This is a genomic window from Erythrobacter sanguineus, from assembly GCF_900143235.1.
GTDB classification, from domain to species: Bacteria; Pseudomonadota; Alphaproteobacteria; order Sphingomonadales; family Sphingomonadaceae; genus Erythrobacter; species Erythrobacter sanguineus.
Map to the genome: position 1 here is coordinate 134,739 of NZ_FRDF01000007.1, position 15,799 is coordinate 150,537.

Annotated in this window: 11 protein-coding genes; 6 read left to right on the forward strand and 5 right to left on the reverse strand. The window is 63.2% G+C overall.

Features of this window, described 5'->3' with window-relative positions; all coding sequences use genetic code 11:
- Positions 1-186 precede the first annotated feature (186 nt).
- Positions 187-2,763, forward strand: a complete 2,577-nt coding sequence (gene clpB / locus BUA05_RS07355) for an ATP-dependent chaperone ClpB (RefSeq protein ID WP_072674063.1) — start codon at positions 187-189, stop codon at positions 2,761-2,763.
- Between the two features lie 33 nt (positions 2,764-2,796).
- On the opposite strand, the gene BUA05_RS07360 is transcribed toward clpB, so the two are convergent.
- From BUA05_RS07360 to BUA05_RS07370, 3 genes are all read right to left on the reverse strand, one after another.
- A complete protein-coding gene (locus BUA05_RS07360) occupies positions 2,797-4,233 on the reverse strand; it encodes a 2OG-Fe(II) oxygenase family protein (protein ID WP_178139157.1) in 1,437 nt (478 codons plus the stop codon).
- A gap of 187 nt (positions 4,234-4,420) precedes the next feature.
- Complete coding sequence (locus BUA05_RS07365) at positions 4,421-7,342, reverse strand: TonB-dependent receptor plug domain-containing protein (protein WP_072674010.1); 2,922 nt, start codon at positions 7,340-7,342, stop codon at positions 4,421-4,423.
- A gap of 302 nt (positions 7,343-7,644) precedes the next feature.
- The gene (locus BUA05_RS07370) at positions 7,645-8,988 is read right to left on the reverse strand and encodes a putative 2OG-Fe(II) oxygenase (protein WP_072674011.1); all 1,344 of its coding nucleotides are present in this window, start codon (positions 8,986-8,988) and stop codon (positions 7,645-7,647) included.
- 180 nt (positions 8,989-9,168) lie between these two features.
- Here BUA05_RS07370 and BUA05_RS07375 point away from each other — a divergent pair, with 180 nt between their 5' ends.
- The 5 genes from BUA05_RS07375 to BUA05_RS07395 all read left to right on the forward strand — a co-directional run bounded on the left by BUA05_RS07375 (position 9,169) and on the right by BUA05_RS07395 (position 13,745).
- Complete coding sequence (locus BUA05_RS07375) at positions 9,169-10,338, forward strand: acetyl-CoA C-acetyltransferase (RefSeq protein ID WP_072674012.1); 1,170 nt, start codon at positions 9,169-9,171, stop codon at positions 10,336-10,338.
- Positions 10,339-10,372: 34 nt separating this feature from the next.
- Positions 10,373-11,158: an SDR family NAD(P)-dependent oxidoreductase gene (locus BUA05_RS07380; protein ID WP_072674013.1), complete on the forward strand. Its 786-nt coding sequence runs from the start codon at positions 10,373-10,375 to the stop codon at positions 11,156-11,158.
- Between the two features lie 20 nt (positions 11,159-11,178).
- Positions 11,179-12,117, forward strand: a complete 939-nt coding sequence (locus tag BUA05_RS07385) for a c-type cytochrome (RefSeq protein ID WP_072674014.1) — start codon at positions 11,179-11,181, stop codon at positions 12,115-12,117.
- Positions 12,118-12,349: 232 nt separating this feature from the next.
- Complete coding sequence (locus BUA05_RS07390) at positions 12,350-13,222, forward strand: crotonase/enoyl-CoA hydratase family protein (protein ID WP_072674015.1); 873 nt, start codon at positions 12,350-12,352, stop codon at positions 13,220-13,222.
- Positions 13,215-13,745 (forward strand): MarR family winged helix-turn-helix transcriptional regulator, encoded by a 531-nt coding sequence (locus BUA05_RS07395; RefSeq protein ID WP_072674016.1) that lies wholly within the window; start codon positions 13,215-13,217, stop codon positions 13,743-13,745. Before BUA05_RS07390 ends, BUA05_RS07395 begins: the two co-directional genes overlap by 8 nt.
- Before the next feature lie 34 nt (positions 13,746-13,779).
- Here the strand turns inward: BUA05_RS07395 and BUA05_RS07400 are convergent, their stop codons facing one another.
- Together BUA05_RS07400 and BUA05_RS07405 are read right to left on the reverse strand one after the other, a co-directional pair.
- Positions 13,780-14,778, reverse strand: coding sequence for a type II secretion system F family protein (locus BUA05_RS07400; protein WP_072674017.1), 999 nt, complete (start codon positions 14,776-14,778; stop codon positions 13,780-13,782).
- Positions 14,779-14,794: 16 nt separating this feature from the next.
- Positions 14,795-15,766 carry a type II secretion system F family protein gene (locus BUA05_RS07405; RefSeq protein WP_072674018.1) on the reverse strand — a complete coding sequence of 324 codons (972 nt, stop codon included), beginning with the start codon at positions 15,764-15,766 and terminating at the stop codon, positions 14,795-14,797.
- Positions 15,767-15,799 lie beyond the last annotated feature (33 nt).

Below are 15,799 nucleotides of genomic sequence, written 5' to 3' on the forward strand. Positions count from 1 at the left end.
GCTTGGCGGCGTCACGAGGTCAAGGGAGGGCAGGCAGGTGTATTAGTGGCACAAGACCCCTTGCCTTGGCCGCAGGGCATCCCAACTATTGCACAGGGCTCAGGAGCGAAATTTGCGGGCCGGGACTTGTGTTGCCAAATTGCAACACTACCTCGGTGCAGAAGTTTGATTGAGGGGTTTGACCAGATGAATCTCGAAAAATTCACCGACCGGGCAAAGGGGTTTCTGCAAAGCGCGCAGACCGTGGCGATCCGCATGAACCACCAGCGGATCACGCCGTTGCACCTGCTGAAGGCGCTGCTTGAAGATAGCGAGGGCATGGCCGCAGGGCTGATCCAGCGCGCGGGCGGCACGCCTGCGCTGGCGGTGGCGGCTGTTGATGAAGGGTTGGGCAAGGTTCCGGCAGTCACCGGCAGCGGTGCGCAGGCAACCCCGGGGCTCGATAATGACGCGGTCCGGGTGCTCGATTCTGCCGAGCAGATTGCCGACAAGGCGGGCGATAGCTACGTTACGGTGGAGCGCCTGCTGGTCGCGCTTGCGCTGTCGCAGGGCGCGGCGGGCGAGGCGCTCAAATCCGCCAGCATCACGCCGCAATCGCTCAATGCCGCGATCGAGCAACTGCGCGGCGGCAAGCGCGCCGACAGCGCCAGCGCCGAAAGCACCTATGACGCGATGGAAAAATTCGCCCGCGACCTGACGCAGGCGGCGCGCGACGGCAAGCTGGATCCGGTGATCGGCCGCGACGAGGAAATCCGCCGCACGATCCAGATCCTCGCCCGGCGCACCAAGAACAACCCCGCGCTGATCGGCGAACCCGGCACCGGCAAGACCGCCATCGCGGAAGGGCTCGCGCTGCGCATCGCCAATGGCGACGTGCCTGACAGCCTAAAAGGCCGCACGCTCATGTCGCTCGACATGGGCTCGCTGATCGCGGGCGCGAGATATCGCGGCGAATTCGAGGAACGGCTGAAGAGCGTGCTCGACGAGGTGAAGAATGCGGATGGTCAGATCATCCTGTTCATCGACGAGATGCACACCCTGATCGGCGCGGGCGCTTCGGAAGGTTCGATGGATGCCTCGAACCTGCTCAAGCCCGCCCTGTCGCGCGGCGAATTGCACTGCATCGGCGCGACCACGCTGGATGAATACCAGAAATACGTCGAGAAGGACCCGGCGCTCCAACGCCGTTTCCAGTCGGTCTATATCGACGAGCCGACGGTCGAGGATACGATCAGCATCCTGCGCGGGATCAAGGACAAGTACGAGCTGCACCACGGCGTGCGCATCACCGACGGCGCGATTGTGGCCGCCGCGAAGCTGTCTGACCGTTACATTCAGAACCGCTTCCTGCCTGACAAGGCGATCGACCTGATGGACGAGGCGGCGTCGCGCATTCGTATGGAGGTGGAGTCCAAGCCCGAGGAGATCGAGGCGCTTGACCGGCGCATCATCCAGCTGAAGATCGAGGAACAGGCGCTCCAGAAAGAGACCGATCAGGCCTCGAAGGATCGGCTGGTCGCGTTGCGCGAAGAACTGGCGAACCTTGAACAGCAATCGAGCGAACTCACCACCCGCTGGCAGAACGAGCGCGACAAGATCGAGGCTGAAGGCAAGATCAAGGAAGGGCTCGACGCTGCCCGGCTGGAGCTTGAACAGGCCCAACGCACCGGTGATCTCGCCAAGGCGGGGGAGCTTTCCTACGGCACCATCCCCGCGCTCGAAAAACAGCTCGCCGAGGCCGAGAGCCACAGCGAGAACGCGCTACTGCGCGAGGAGGTGACCGAAGAGGACATCGCTGGCGTCGTTAGCCGCTGGACCGGTGTGCCGGTCGACAAGATGATGGAGGGCGAGCGCGAAAAGCTGCTTCAGATGGAAGCCATCATCGGCAAGCGCGTGATCGGCCAGACACAAGCGGTCGAGGCCGTGTCCAAGGCGGTGCGCCGTGCGCGGGCCGGATTGCAGGATCCGGGGCGGCCCTTGGGCAGTTTCCTGTTCCTTGGCCCCACGGGTGTCGGCAAGACCGAACTGACCAAGGCGCTGGCCGGGTTCCTGTTCGATGATGACAGCGCGATGGTGCGCATCGACATGAGCGAATTCATGGAAAAGCACGCGGTCGCCCGGCTGATCGGCGCGCCGCCGGGCTATGTCGGCTATGAAGAAGGCGGGGTGCTGACCGAAGCCGTGCGCCGCCGCCCCTATCAGGTGGTGTTGTTCGACGAGGTCGAGAAAGCGCACTCTGACGTCTTCAACGTGCTGCTGCAGGTACTTGACGATGGGCGGCTGACCGATGGGCAGGGCCGGGTGGTGGATTTCAGCAACACGCTGATCATCCTCACATCAAACCTCGGCAGCCAGTATCTCGCTAACCTGCCCGACGGGGCCGAACCGGCGACGGTGGAAAAGGACGTGATGGACGTGGTGCGCGGGCATTTCCGCCCCGAATTCCTCAACCGGCTGGACGAGATCATCCTGTTCCACCGGCTTGGACAGGAACACATGGCGCCGATTGTCGCGATCCAGGTGAAGCGGGTGCAGAAACTGCTCGCGGACCGCAAGATCACGATCGACCTGACCGATGCGGCGCTGCGCTGGCTTGGGCGGGTGGGCTATGATCCGGTCTACGGTGCACGCCCGCTGAAACGCGCGGTGCAGCGTTACTTGCAGGACCCGCTCGCCGAGATGCTGCTGGAGGGCGAACTGCCCGACGGCGCGACGCTGCATATTGATGAGGGTGACGGCGCGCTGACCATGACGGCTGCCTGACGGACAAGCGGAAAAGTCGCTGCAAGCTGCCCTTCAGCCTTTCACATCGAAGGCAACCGTCATTCGTTCACCATCTGCGATCGGCACGGTGCCATGCCACATGGTGGAGGGAAAAAGTGTCAGCCAGCCCGGCTCGGGCGCAACCACCCGAATCGGTGGCAGGTCGATGCCCAGTTCAGCCGGAGGGACCCCGAGTTGCAGATGGCCCGCAGGTGGCGGCCCGCTTTCGGCATCTGCCGGAACTGCGATGTAAAGTGCGGAACTGAGCCAGCCTTGTGGGTGGACATGGTTGCTGTGATGCCCTGCCCCCTGCAGGCGCACCGACCAGCTTCCGGCAAAACGCACTTTTGGCGGACGGCGGTGTAACACTGGATGACGGGGATCTTCGGGGCCAAGACTGGCAATATGGGATCTGACTGCCTGTTCGATCCGACGGCGCAAATCCCGGATTTCAGGTTCGATCCGCGCAAATAGCGGCCCATCAGTTTGGCTTCCGATCCGTACGGACTGGCCAGCGGGTTGATGTGCCATACGGTGCAGCGAACGCAAGGTCCGGGAAATCCCGATCAATTCTTGCGGTTCATACAGCTGGATGCGATTGACGAGCCGTTCATCGCCTTCAAGCCAGTGCCATTGCGGGTCATCCATCATCCGCCAAGCGGTTGCGACATAGGGCCACAACTTGTTGGCTTCGGGAGATTCGAGCCCATGCGCAGCCAAGGTTACAGCCTGAGATGGACGGTTGGTCCGCACCAGATGCCGCACCGCACGAACCAGCAGATCAATGTCCTGCAAGTGATGCGGTTGGGATAGCAATCGGGCAAATAGCGCATCGGCTTCGACCTGATTGCCCAATTCGCTGGCGCAGATCGCCGCGATCGGGGCCAGTTCGTCGCGCTCGCCCAACGCATCGTAAGCCGCGCTCAGTGCCTGTGCTGCCCAGTCAAAGCGTTCAACCCGTTGATAACGATCAAGCAGGTTGAGCCACAATGGCAATGATCCTGGATCGCGGGCCAAGGCAATCTTGTAACTGCTGACAAACTCTTCCTGCTGTCCCACCAGCCATTTGAGATCAGCAAGCGCGCGATGACCTTCGAGCCATAATGGCGAGGTTTCGCACACAGCTTCGATATCGCCGATTGCTGCGTTGACGTCACCTTCCGCCAGCTGAGCGGCGGATCGCCCGATCAATACGCTGCCATCTTGTGGCATCAGTGCGCGGGCCTGATCGAAAATTGCGGTCGCGGGGAGGCCGGCCTCCAGCGTGACATGGGCCAACGCCTGCATGATCTTCCCGTCTTGCGGGCGCAATCGGGCTGCCTTTTGCAGTGCAGCGATGGCAGGCTCGCTGTCGAGCAGTGCGCGATGAACTAGGCCGAGGCATTGCCATAGGATGGCTTCGTCGGGATGCCGACCAAGCGCGGTTTCCAGCACCGTGACAGCGCCTTCGGGATCGTCTCTGTCGCGCAAATCCAGTGCATGACGAGCAAGTTCGGAGACAGAGAGCGAGGCAGGGAAGTTGCGCATGACATTGGCATCTTAGTCGATAGGCAGCTGAATTACACGGCCCATTGGGCAAGTTTGGGACCAGAAAAAGAACAAGGGGGCAGCCTTTCGACTACCCCCTTGCACTTTATTTTACCGTGGTACCCGGAGTTTAGAAGTTCATCTGGATACCAAATACGAAACGGCGACCGAGCGGATCGTACAACGTCGGGAAGGTGTTGCCCGAGTTCGTCGACGAGGTGCCGGCCTGGTTGCCCGTGTTCGGCGGCTGCTTATCGAACAGGTTCGATACAGTCAGCGTGGCGGTGATGTTATCCATAACCCGCTGACGCAGGGCCAGATCGAAGTAGCTGAACGCCGGGATCGTGGCGAATGCCGGGAACACGTTGGCCGGACCACCCGTGGTCGGTTCGCCGACCGGGAGCTGCGGGTTCGGTGCACGCGGTTCGATCTGCGTGTTGGCCAGATATTGCCACAACAGGCTAATGTCGGTGTTACGCGACGGGCTGCTGTAGGTCAGGCGGGTATTCACGAAGATATCAGGCTGCGGCGTGCCGCAGTTGATGCTGTAGAAGTTCACGCATTCGCGATTGATCGACAGCGGAGTTGCCTGAAACAGATTTTGCTCAGTGTAGGTTGCGTTCACGCCGAGCGCGATCTGACCAAAATCAAAATCTTGCGCAGCGTTGAGTGCGAAGTCGAAGCCAGAGGTCTTGATGCGACCAAGGTTCGACAGCGCGAGGAAAGGACCGAAGGTCGTATCCGAAGGTCCGCTGAGGCTCCCCGTAAGCGGGTTACGGAGGATTTGGTTACAGGTTCCGGGCACCGGAGTTGCCTGGAAGCAGCCGTCGATCACGTCGCCCTGCGAAGGGGTGGTGATGGCGTCGGTGACCGTGATGTTGAAGTAATCAACGCTCACCGAGAAGCTGCTGAGGATGTTCGGGGTGAACACCACACCAGCGGTGAAAGTACGAGCTTCTTCCGGATCGAGGTTCGGGTTACCACCCGAGGTCGACTGGATCTGGCCAGCGATCGGGGTGTTGATCGAACCCAGCAGCGACGTCGGTGCGCCAACCAGTGCAAGCTGCGCGTTACACAGTGCCTGGAAGTTTGCGCCACGAGCTGCGATATCAGCCAGACTGCCTTCGCACGGATCGGTCGAACGACCTGTCAGACCCGTCACCTGCGGCTGGAACAATTCCGCGATATTCGGCGCACGAATAGCTGCGGTGTAGATGCTGCGGAACTTCACTTCGGGGATCGGCGACCAGCTACCGCCAGCCTTCCAGGTGAAAGCGCCACCGACCGTCGAGTAATCGGCATAACGCACGCCGCCTTCGAGGGTCAGGTTGTAGAAGAACGGCTTGTCTTCGACCAGCGGTGCAATGACTTCGAGGAAGAATTCCTTGGAGTCGAATTCACCGCGGATCGGCAGAGCAGCTGCACCGGCGCCCAGAACTTCGCCCGGGATCCGCGAAAGGCCATCACCTTCCGAACCTGCGGTGTAACGACGATACTCGGCACCGACCGCAAAGCCGACCGGCGTTTCTGCAATCGGGCTGGAGAAGCCGAGGTCACCATCAACCACGCCCGAAATGTTCAGGAACGTCGTGTCGCGGAACGCGCGGGTCGGAACGTCGATGAATTCCAGTGCTTCAGGTGTGATGCTGCCTTCCGGGCCAAACACGTTCAACGGCACACAACCAGCCGCCGAACCAGCCGGACAGCCTGCAACAGCACTACGAGCGCGGCTCAACAGACCCCAGCCAGTGCGAACTTCGCTACCATTGCTGCGGCCATAGGTGCCGTGCACGTCCCAGTTCACCGTATCGGTCAACTTGCCGCGCAGACCCGCGGTGATGTTGAACATGTCGGTTTCGAAACGCTGAACACGCGGACCTGCTTCGACGAAGCGGCGGCCAACTGCCACGGTTACCGGGGTTCCTGCTGCGATTTCGTTGGCGCAGTTAGCGCCCGCGAGGATGCCGCTGCCGGAAACACCGGCGGCTTCCTGACAGAGGAAATTGCTCTGCTGAGCCGAGAGGAACGGGCTGTTGAGCGGCGTTGTAACCGAGCTGCCGAAAATCCCGGCAGGAGCGAGGTTCACTTCAACAATGCTCTTGACGTACATTGCTTCAGCATAGGCCTCGACGTTCTTGGCCACTTCGTAGTTCGCCTGAGCGTAGATGTTGTAACGCTCTTGCGGGGTCTGGAACAGGTTGATCGGGTTGAAATTGAAATTGTTGTTGCGGTCATCCAGGAAGCTGTTGCCATCTTCGGACACACGGCCGTTGAACGGAAACAGGATCGATGCCGGGGCAGCCGTCGCCGAACCCTGCGGGTTGCCGGTGGCCGTGCTCAGCGATTCCAAACCGATATTGCGGTCGCCCTGAAGCACCGGCGAGGTTTTGGTGTAGCCCATGCTGAGCACCGCGTTGCCGCGCCCATCATCGAAGTTGGCACCCATGGTGAGGTCAGCACGGAAGTTCTGGCCATCACCGCGCTCGGTGACGCCCTGAGCAAAGCGCGCATCAAAGCCGCTGAAATCGCTCCGGGTAACGAAGTTCACAACACCGGCGATGGCGTCTGCACCATAAGCAGTCGTGGCGCCGCCCGTCAGCACGTCAACGCGCTGCAGCAGGGCGATCGGAATCACGTTAAGATCGACCACGCCATCAGTGTCGCGCGGGGTCACGCGGCGGCTATTCAGCAGCACAACGTTACGGTTGCTGCCAAGGCCACGCAGGTTGATCCGTGCCGAACCATTGTTGCCGTTGTTGGTCTGGGCACCAACCGAAGGAACGGTCGACGGAAGGTTCCGCAGCACTTGTTCGATCGAAACCGGCTGCTGATAATTGATTTCGTCTTCGCTAACCGAAGTCACCGGGCTTGAAAGCTGCAGGTTCGGGCTAGTGATGCGCGAGCCGGTCACGACGATCGCGTTGACCGCAGCATCTTCGGTCGCGGTCTCGGCGGATTCCTCGGCGTCCTGTGCAAGAACAGGAGATGAGGTAAGGGCGAGGCCAAGTGCGACCGTGCCGACACTCAGCCTGAGATTTGTCGAGATCTTCATATTCGTAACGTTCCCTCTGTTTTAAGGGTGCCTTGTAAGGGAGGCCCCTAATTGCTTGACCGCCAGCCTGTCTTAAGATGCCGGGACCGGTCAGATTTCAGGTGGGATATTGCACCTGTCATAGGTGGTATCACACGCAGGGGCAGACCGTTGGCCGATGCCATGAAGGATGCCAAGCGTTTCTGGGCGCGCGCAGGCTGTTCGCCCTGTGGATGTAACTTCATTGCAACAGTATTTCGAATGGCTTTCCGGCACGCTTCGGCACTGATGCAACACGGTTCGATGGCTTGAAATTGCGTGGCTTACAGCAGGTTTGAAGCCCCGGCGGCCGGGCCTGAACCGGCTCTGGGCGATGTCGGTGCTGCACGGACATCAATCACATCGAAAGCGACCGTCAGACGTTCGCATCGTGTCTGCGGCTGCGCGCCGAAGGGCGTGGTGCCATGATACAGCGTCGAGGGAAACAGCGCGAGGTGGCCTTCGCGCGGGCCGATCACCGCGAGCGGTTCCAGCGTCAGCCGCAGATCGGGCGGGGGGCGGCCGATTTCCAGCCATCCCTGCCGCTGCCCGGTGTCCTGCGCCTCCTCGGGTACCACGATGTAGAGTGCCGAAGAGACGATCCCCTGCGGATGGATATGCGCCGTGTGGTGATCCCCGCCGCCGGTAAGGCGTACCGACCATGATCCCGCCAGCCGCCATGGCACATCGCGGTGGCGCAGCAGCGGATGGTCCGCGTCGGCGGGCGGCAGCGCCGCCCGATAGGCTTCCAGCGTCGCCCGGATCGCGGCGTGGAGTTCGCCCAGCACCGGCTCGCTGCGCTGAAACAGGATGCCGCGCGTCTGGGTTCCGCCGCGCAAGGATTGCCCCAGCGGCAGCGCTGCGGCCTTGTGCAGATCGCGCAGCAGCGCGGCAGCTTCCGCGATCAGTCCGGCGCGCGCCGCGAGCGGCTGGAGCCGGACCAGCCCGGCCTGTTCGTGCAGCCATGCGGCCCGCGGATCATCGGCCAGCCGCCATGCAATGCCGCGCAGGGCCCATGCGGCGATATCGCCGGGTTCCGCCGTCAGCACCTGCGCGAGCAGATGCTCGGCTGTCAGGGGATCTTGGCCGCGCAGCCGGTGGCGAGCCTCGTGCAACAGCCGCTGGGGGCGATCATCGGCCAGCGCGGCATAGAGGGCATCGGCCCGGTCCCATTCGCCCGCCGCCCCGGCATGGATCGCTTCGAGCAGGGCGAAATGCGGTTCATGGGGGAAACGCGTGCGGGCCTCGGCGGCGATCGCCGCGGCCTCGGCTGAAAGGTCGGCGGCGGCGAGCGCTTCGACATGGGCGGCGGGAATGTTGGGATCGTGCGGCGCGCGCGCTGCGGCCTGCCGGAAGGGCGCGGCAAAATCGGGTTCGCCCGCGGCCAGCAGCATCCCGGCCAGATAGGTCAGCGCGGCGGTGAAGCCCGGGGCCTGACCGGCGATCTGTTGCGCCACGATCCGCGCGCCGCGCCGGTCGCCGGCGAGTTCCAGCGCCTGCGCCTTGCCCAGCCACAGCCGCGCATTGCCGGGATCGCGCGCCAGCAACCGGTCAAACAGCGCCAGCGCCGCCGGATCGCCGCGCGCCAGCGCCTGCTGGGCCATATCATGGGAAACAGTGTCGTTCATCCGGCGGCGCTCATGATGATCGGGCTATCCCCGGCACCGGCCACGGGCAAGCCCGCCGTGCATGCGACCAACATATTGCCCGCTTGATTTGCGCAAAATGCTTCAATAGGCGGGTAGCGCAAAGGCAAGTGGCGATACGCAACTGATTTGCCGCCTGCACGAATTTCCAAGGAGAGAGCAATGAGCACTGCCTATATCGTCGAAGCTGTCCGTACTGCGGGGGGGCGGCGCGGCGGGCGTCTGGCTGGGGTCCATCCGGTGGATCTGCTGGCGCGGTCGCTGGACGCCATCGTCGAGCGCAGCGGGATCGATCCCTCAGCGATTGATGATGTCGTGACCGGCTGCGTCAGCCAGGCCGGGGAACAGGCGATGCAGGTCGGGCGCATGGGCGTGCTGGCATCGAAGCTGCTGCCGCAGTCCACGCCTGCCGTGACCATCGACCGCCAGTGCGGTTCTTCCCAGCAGGCGATCCAGTTTGCCGCCCAAGCCGTGATGAGCGGGACGCAGGACGTCGTGATCGCCAGTGGTGTGGAAAGCATGACCCGCGTGCCGATGGGCACCAATGCCACGCTGCACATGAAGGAAGGCCTTTTCAGCAAGGCCGCCGGAATCGAGGAAAAGTTTCCGGGCATCAATTTTAGCCAGTTCATGGGCGCTGAGATGATCGTCAAGAAGCACGGCTTCTCCAAGGATGATCTCGACCGTTTCGCGCTGTCCAGCCACGAAAAGGCGATTGCCGCGACCAAGGCTGGTGCGTTCGAGTCCGAAATCGTGGCGGTGGAGATCGAGACCCCCGAAGGCACGGCGATGCACACCGTCGATGAAGGCATCCGTTTTGACGCGACGCTGGAAGGCATCGCGGGCGTCAAGCTGCTGTCGCCCGACGGGGCGATCACCGCGGCTTCGGCCAGCCAGATCTGCGATGGTTCGTCCGCGGTGCTGGTGGTGTCCGAAGCCGCGCTCAAGGCGCACGGCCTCACCCCGCTGGCGCGCATCCACAACCTGACCGTGACGGCGGGCGATCCGGTGATCATGCTGGAAGAACCGCTGTTCGCCACCGACCGCGCCTTGCAGCGCGCCGGGATGACCATGGCCGACATCGACCTGTATGAAGTCAACGAGGCTTTTGCATCTGTCCCGCTCGCCTGGCTCAAGCACACCGGCGCTGATCCGGACAGGCTCAACGTCCACGGCGGCGCGATTGCGCTCGGCCACCCGCTGGGCGCATCGGGCACCAAGCTGATGGCGACGCTGGTTTACGCGCTCAAGCGTCACGGCAAGAAATATGGCCTCCAGACCATGTGCGAAGGCGGCGGCGTCGCCAACGTGACCATCATCGAGAGCCTCTGAGCCTCGCCCCCTATCTGATAATCAGGAGAGAATAATGGAAGTTTCAGCCAACACCCCCGCCATCGTCACCGGCGGCGCTTCGGGCCTCGGGGCTGCCACCGCCCGCGCGCTGGCCGCCAAGGGCGCGCGTGTAGCGATCTTTGACATGAACGAGGAAAAGGGCAACGCCATGGCGGCCGAGATCGGCGGCGTGTTCTGCAAGGTCAACGTGACCAGCGACGAGGACGTCGACGCCGGGTTCGCCAAGGCGCGCGAAGCCCACGGGCAGGAGCGCATTCTGGTGAACTGCGCCGGGATCGGCAATGCGATCAAGACCGCCAGCCGGAGCAAGGAAGACGGATCGATCAAGCACTTTCCCGTGTCTGCCTTCGATTTCGTCATTCAGGTGAACCTGATCGGCACCTTCCGCTGCATCGCCAAGTCGGCTGCCGGAATGCTGAGCCTCGACCCGCTGGACGAAAACGGCGAGCGCGGGGCGATCGTCAACACCGCATCTGTTGCAGGCGAGGACGGCCAGATCGGTCAGGCGGCCTATTCCGCGTCAAAGGCCGGCGTGATCGGCATGACCCTGCCGATTGCGCGCGACCTGATGAACGAAGGCATCCGGGTGAACACCATCCTACCGGGCATCTTCGACACCCCGCTGCTGGCCGCTGCACCGCAGAACGTGCGTGATGCGCTGGCCGCATCAGTGCCGTTCCCCAAGCGTCTGGGCATGCCCGATGAATATGCCAAGCTTGCCATGTGCATGATCGAAAACGGCTATTTCAACGGCGAGGACGTGCGTCTGGACGGCGCGATCCGGATGGCCCCGCGTTAAGTATCAGGGAGGAACGCCGCATGGCCTCGCGCCCGATCATCGCGTTGCTGGCACTGCTGGCTGCGGTGGTCGCGGGGCTGGCGGTGTTCCTTTCCCGCACGCCCGCCAACCATTTGGCGCAAACGGTTGTTCTCGCGCCTGATCCTGTCGGTTTCCAGCCGCCTGACGAGGCGACCATCCCCGATGGGCCGGAAGGCGATGCGATCCGGCGCGGCAAGGCGCTGTTCCTGCGCACCGGGGAAATGGCGCCGCAATATGTCGGCAGCGGGCTGACCTGCGGCAATTGCCACCTTGATGCCGGACGCGCCGCCCATGCCTCCCCGATGTGGGCCGCGTGGGGCATGTATCCCGCCTACCGGAACAAGAATGACACCATCAACACGATGGAAGACCGCATCCGCGGCTGCTTTGTCTATTCGATGAACGCACAAGCTTCGCCCGCCGGGATTGCGCCGCCTTATGGCGATGATATCTACCGCGATCTGAGCATCTATTTCGCATGGCTCGCCACCGGCGCCCCGATCGGCAAGGCGCTTCCGGGGCGGGGTTTCCTCAAGCTCGACATGCCGGCCGAGGGGGCCGATCCGGGTCGCGGTGCGCGCGTCTATCAGGAACATTGCATCGCCTGCCACGGCGAAAACGGCGAGGGCACGCAGAAGCCCGAGGGCACCTATGCCTTTCCACCATTATGGGGCCCGGCCTCGTTCAACTGGGGGGCGGGCATGTCACGAACGGCGGATGCGGCGGGCTTCATCAAGGCGAACATGCCGCTGGGCATGGGCGGCAGCCTGAGTGATCAGCAGGCGTGGGATGTCGCCGCCTTCGTGACCAGCCGCGAACGCCCGCGCGATCCGCGCCAGACCGGCACCATCAAACAGGCGCGCGCGCGGTTCCACGCCAGCGAGGATTATTACGGCCAGACCATCGACGGCGATCTGCTGGGCGACGGGGTGCCCTAGGGCGCGCGGGCGGGCCGCCATTGCTCGCTTTCCTACCTGCGGCTGACCGGCCTATCCTGTCTGTGCCATGTCCGGATATCCGCCTCTCCTCCGCCCGCCTCCTCAGCACGCCTCACGCCGCTCGCAACCGCCATTTTGACAGGCTTGTTTTCCGCTTCTGGACAGTGTCTCATGTGTCTCCAACAGGCTGGATCAAGCCAGCCCGACACGCTGCTTTCCGGAGAGAATCTGCATGACCGAATACACCCAGATCATCGTCGAAAAGGCCGATGGCATCGCCACCATCACGCTGAACCGCCCGGACAAGATGAATGCTTATACCCGCACCATGGGCGAGGAGATCATCGCGGCGATGGACGATATTGACGCGGATGACGCGGTGCGCGCGGTGATCTTCACCGGTGCAGGAGAGCGCGCCTTCTGTGCCGGGGCGGACCTCACGCCGGAAGATGGCGGGCAGGTCTTCGCCAGCGGCGATACGGTCGACAGCCTGTCCGATGCCCGCGTGCGCGATGGCGGGGGCCTGCTGACCTTGCGGTTGTTCGAATCGAAGAAACCGCTGATTTCCGCCTGCAACGGGGTGGCCGTGGGCGTGGGCGCGACGATGCAGCTGGCGATGGATATCCGCCTTGCCGCTGCCCACGCGCGTTACGGCTTCGTCTTTGCCCGGCGCGGGATTGTGCCCGAAGCAGCATCGAGCTGGTTTCTGCCGCGCATCGTCGGCATCAGTCAGGCGCTGGAGTGGTGTTATTCGGGCCGCATCTTCGATGCCGGGGAAGCCAAAGCGGGCGGGCTGGTGCGATCGGTCCACGCGCCGGAGGATCTGCTGTTCGCCGCGCGCGCGCTGGCACTCGAGATTGCCGAAAACACCTCGGCGATCTCGGTTGCAATGACGCGGGCGATGATGTGGCGGTTGATGAGCGCGGATCACCCGATGGAAGCCCACAAGATCGATTCCAGAGCGATCTATCGCCTGTCGCGCGGGGCCGATGCTGCCGAAGGGATCGCCAGCTTCCTTGAAAAGCGCAAACCGATGTATCCCGGCAAGGTCAGCGCCGACATGCCCGATTTCTACCCCTGGTGGGACAACCGCGCCTATGAGTAAGGCAGCGGGCCTGTCGCCTGAACAGGTGGGCGAGGGCGAAGGGAATGGCCAGCTGGCCGGTTTCCTGCCCTATCAGCTCTCGGTCGCCTCGAACGCGGTCAGCGGCCTTATCGCCGAGCGTTATCGCAAGCGGTTCGGCCTCAAGGTGCCCGAATGGCGGATCATGGCGGTGCTGGGCGATCGTGGGGACAGGGCCGGGCCGATGACCCAGCGCGGGCTGACCGCAGCGACGCTGATGGACAAGGTTGCGGTCAATCGCGCGGCCCGTGTGCTGGAGGAACGCGGGCTGGTGGCGCGGGTGCCCAATCCGGTGGACGGGCGATCTCACCTGCTCGAACTCACCGGCGAAGGCCGGGCGATCCATGGCGAGGTGATGCCGCTGGCGCTGGCGACCGAGCGCGAATTGCTGGCCGGCCTCGCGCCGGACGAGGAGCAGGCCTTGCGGCGGCTACTGGCCGGATTGCGCGCACGCGCCGCGGCGCTTGGCGGGGTTGGGGGCGGAAGCGCAGCAGGGCGGGAATGAGCCTTGTGTCCGGCCCGTTCCCGCCTCTTTGCGGCTACTTGTTGATCAGCGCATCCGAGATCGAGCAGGCTGCCGGACCGAGGATCACGACAAACAGCGTCGGCAGGATGAACAGGATCAGCGGCACTGTCATGATCGCGGGCAGACGCGCGGCCTTTTCCTCGGCGCGCATCATGCGCTCGTTACGGAATTCGGCCGAAAGCACGCGCAGCGCGCTGGCCAGCGGCGTGCCGTAACGTTCGGTCTGGATCATGGTGGTGACCACGCCCTTCACCGCTTCGAGATTGACGCGGTAGGCCAGGTTGTTGAACGCCATCTTGCGTTCGTTGAGGAAGGAGAGCTCAATCGCGGTAAGCGAGAATTCGTCGCCCAGTTCGGGATAGGCGCGGCCCAGTTCCTTGGCGACGCGGTTGAAGGCGGCGTCCACGGTCAGACCGGCTTCGGCGCAGATCACCAGCAGATCGAGCGCATCGGGAAGGCCCTTCTGGATTTCCTTGGTGCGCTTGGCGGCCTTGTTGCTGAGGAAGAGTTCTGGCCCCTTGTAGGCAGCGAACACGATGCCCGCAAAGGCGAACAGGCGCTTCATCGGGCCCCAGTCGGGCCAGTAATCGACCACATAGATCAGCATTGCGGCCAGCGCGCCGACGATGATCGGCAGGATCGCGCGGGCACCAATGATGATGACGGCCAGTTCCTTGTTGCGATAGCCGGCATGGGCCAGCTTCTGCTGGATCACCTTGATCTGGCTGTCCTGCAGGACGTTGAGCCTGCCGAGGCTGTCCTTGACCTTGTCGGTCGTATCGCTGCGGCGGGCAAGCCGGTTCCGCTTCTTGCTGGCCGAGGTGATGATCCCGGCCTTGAGCTGTTCGCGCCGGGCTTCGAGCACCTTGACGCGCTTGGCCATCGGATCGCGGATGGTGACGGCGGCGTAGATCGCCAGCACCATCGCAAAGGCGGCAAGCCCGGCGAGGACGGTCCCGACCATGATAACGTCGAAGCCGAGCAGCATGGGTCCGGTGGGTTGGTCAATCATTGCACTGGTTCCCGGATCAGATTTCGAAGCTGACCATCTTGGCCATGATGGCGACCCCGATGCCCATCCACGTCAACCCGCCAAGGCCGGCCACGATCAGGCGGTCATCGGTGAAGAACCCGGCCAGATATTCGGGGTTCATCCAGTAGACGAGGCCGAACACGATGAAGGGCAGCGAGCCGACGATATAGGCGGAGGCTTTCGACTCCGAGCTCATCGCCTTGATCTTCAGCTTCATCTGGCCGCGCTTGCGCAGCACGTCGGCGAGGTTTGAAAGCGTTTCGGCAAGGTTGCCGCCGGTCTCGCGCTGGATCGCCAGGGTGATGGTGAAGAAGTTGAATTCGGGAATCCCCAGGCGATCAGCGGTGTCCTGGAGCGAATCCTCCATCGTCTTGCCGACCTTGATGCGATCGACAATGCTGCGGAACTCGATCCCGACCGGGCCGGGCACTTCCTGCGCGACCACGCCCAGTGTCTCGGTGACCGGCAGGCCCGACCGCAGGCCGCGCACCAGCAGTTCGATCCCGTCGGGGAACTTGGTGATGAAAGCATTGGTGCGCTTCTTGATGAAGAACCCCACCACCAGATGCGGCAGGCCCGCACCAATGAACATTCCGATACCGAGCGACAGCAGCAATGCGCCGCTCTTGATGAAAATCAGCACGGCGATGAAAAGCGCAATGCCGGCCGACATGTAAAGATACTGGCTGACGGACCAGCCCTTGCCCGTCCGATCAAGCCGGACAGCCAGCGCCTCTATGCGCGAGCCCGAACCGGCGACCTTGAAGGTCTTGGGCTTGCGCGCAGCGATTGCGCGCCGGAACTGGGCATCGACCTTGGCATCGACGCTTTCGGAATGGCGGTAGCGCAGCGCTTGCACGCGGCGCTTCTGCGCCTTGGCCAGGCCCGATCCGGACGCGAGGAGATACCCCGCAACCAGCACGGTGAAGATCGCCACAGTGACGAGCAGGGTTTGGAGAACGTCCATGCTGTTGCTTCCTGCCTAGTGCGGCGCGGCTGG

Coding starts and splice junctions, on each gene's coding strand:
- clpB (WP_072674063.1), top strand. CDS start 187: ATGAATCTCGAAAAATTCACCGACCGGGCAAAGGGGTTTCTGCAAAGC.
- BUA05_RS07365 (WP_072674010.1), bottom strand. CDS start 7,342: ATGAAGATCTCGACAAATCTCAGGCTGAGTGTCGGCACGGTCGCACTT.
- BUA05_RS07370 (WP_072674011.1), bottom strand. CDS start 8,988: ATGAACGACACTGTTTCCCATGATATGGCCCAGCAGGCGCTGGCGCGC.
- BUA05_RS07375 (WP_072674012.1), top strand. CDS start 9,169: ATGAGCACTGCCTATATCGTCGAAGCTGTCCGTACTGCGGGGGGGCGG.
- BUA05_RS07380 (WP_072674013.1), top strand. CDS start 10,373: ATGGAAGTTTCAGCCAACACCCCCGCCATCGTCACCGGCGGCGCTTCG.
- BUA05_RS07385 (WP_072674014.1), top strand. CDS start 11,179: ATGGCCTCGCGCCCGATCATCGCGTTGCTGGCACTGCTGGCTGCGGTG.
- BUA05_RS07390 (WP_072674015.1), top strand. CDS start 12,350: ATGACCGAATACACCCAGATCATCGTCGAAAAGGCCGATGGCATCGCC.
- BUA05_RS07395 (WP_072674016.1), top strand. CDS start 13,215: ATGAGTAAGGCAGCGGGCCTGTCGCCTGAACAGGTGGGCGAGGGCGAA.
- BUA05_RS07400 (WP_072674017.1), bottom strand. CDS start 14,778: ATGATTGACCAACCCACCGGACCCATGCTGCTCGGCTTCGACGTTATC.
- BUA05_RS07405 (WP_072674018.1), bottom strand. CDS start 15,766: ATGGACGTTCTCCAAACCCTGCTCGTCACTGTGGCGATCTTCACCGTG.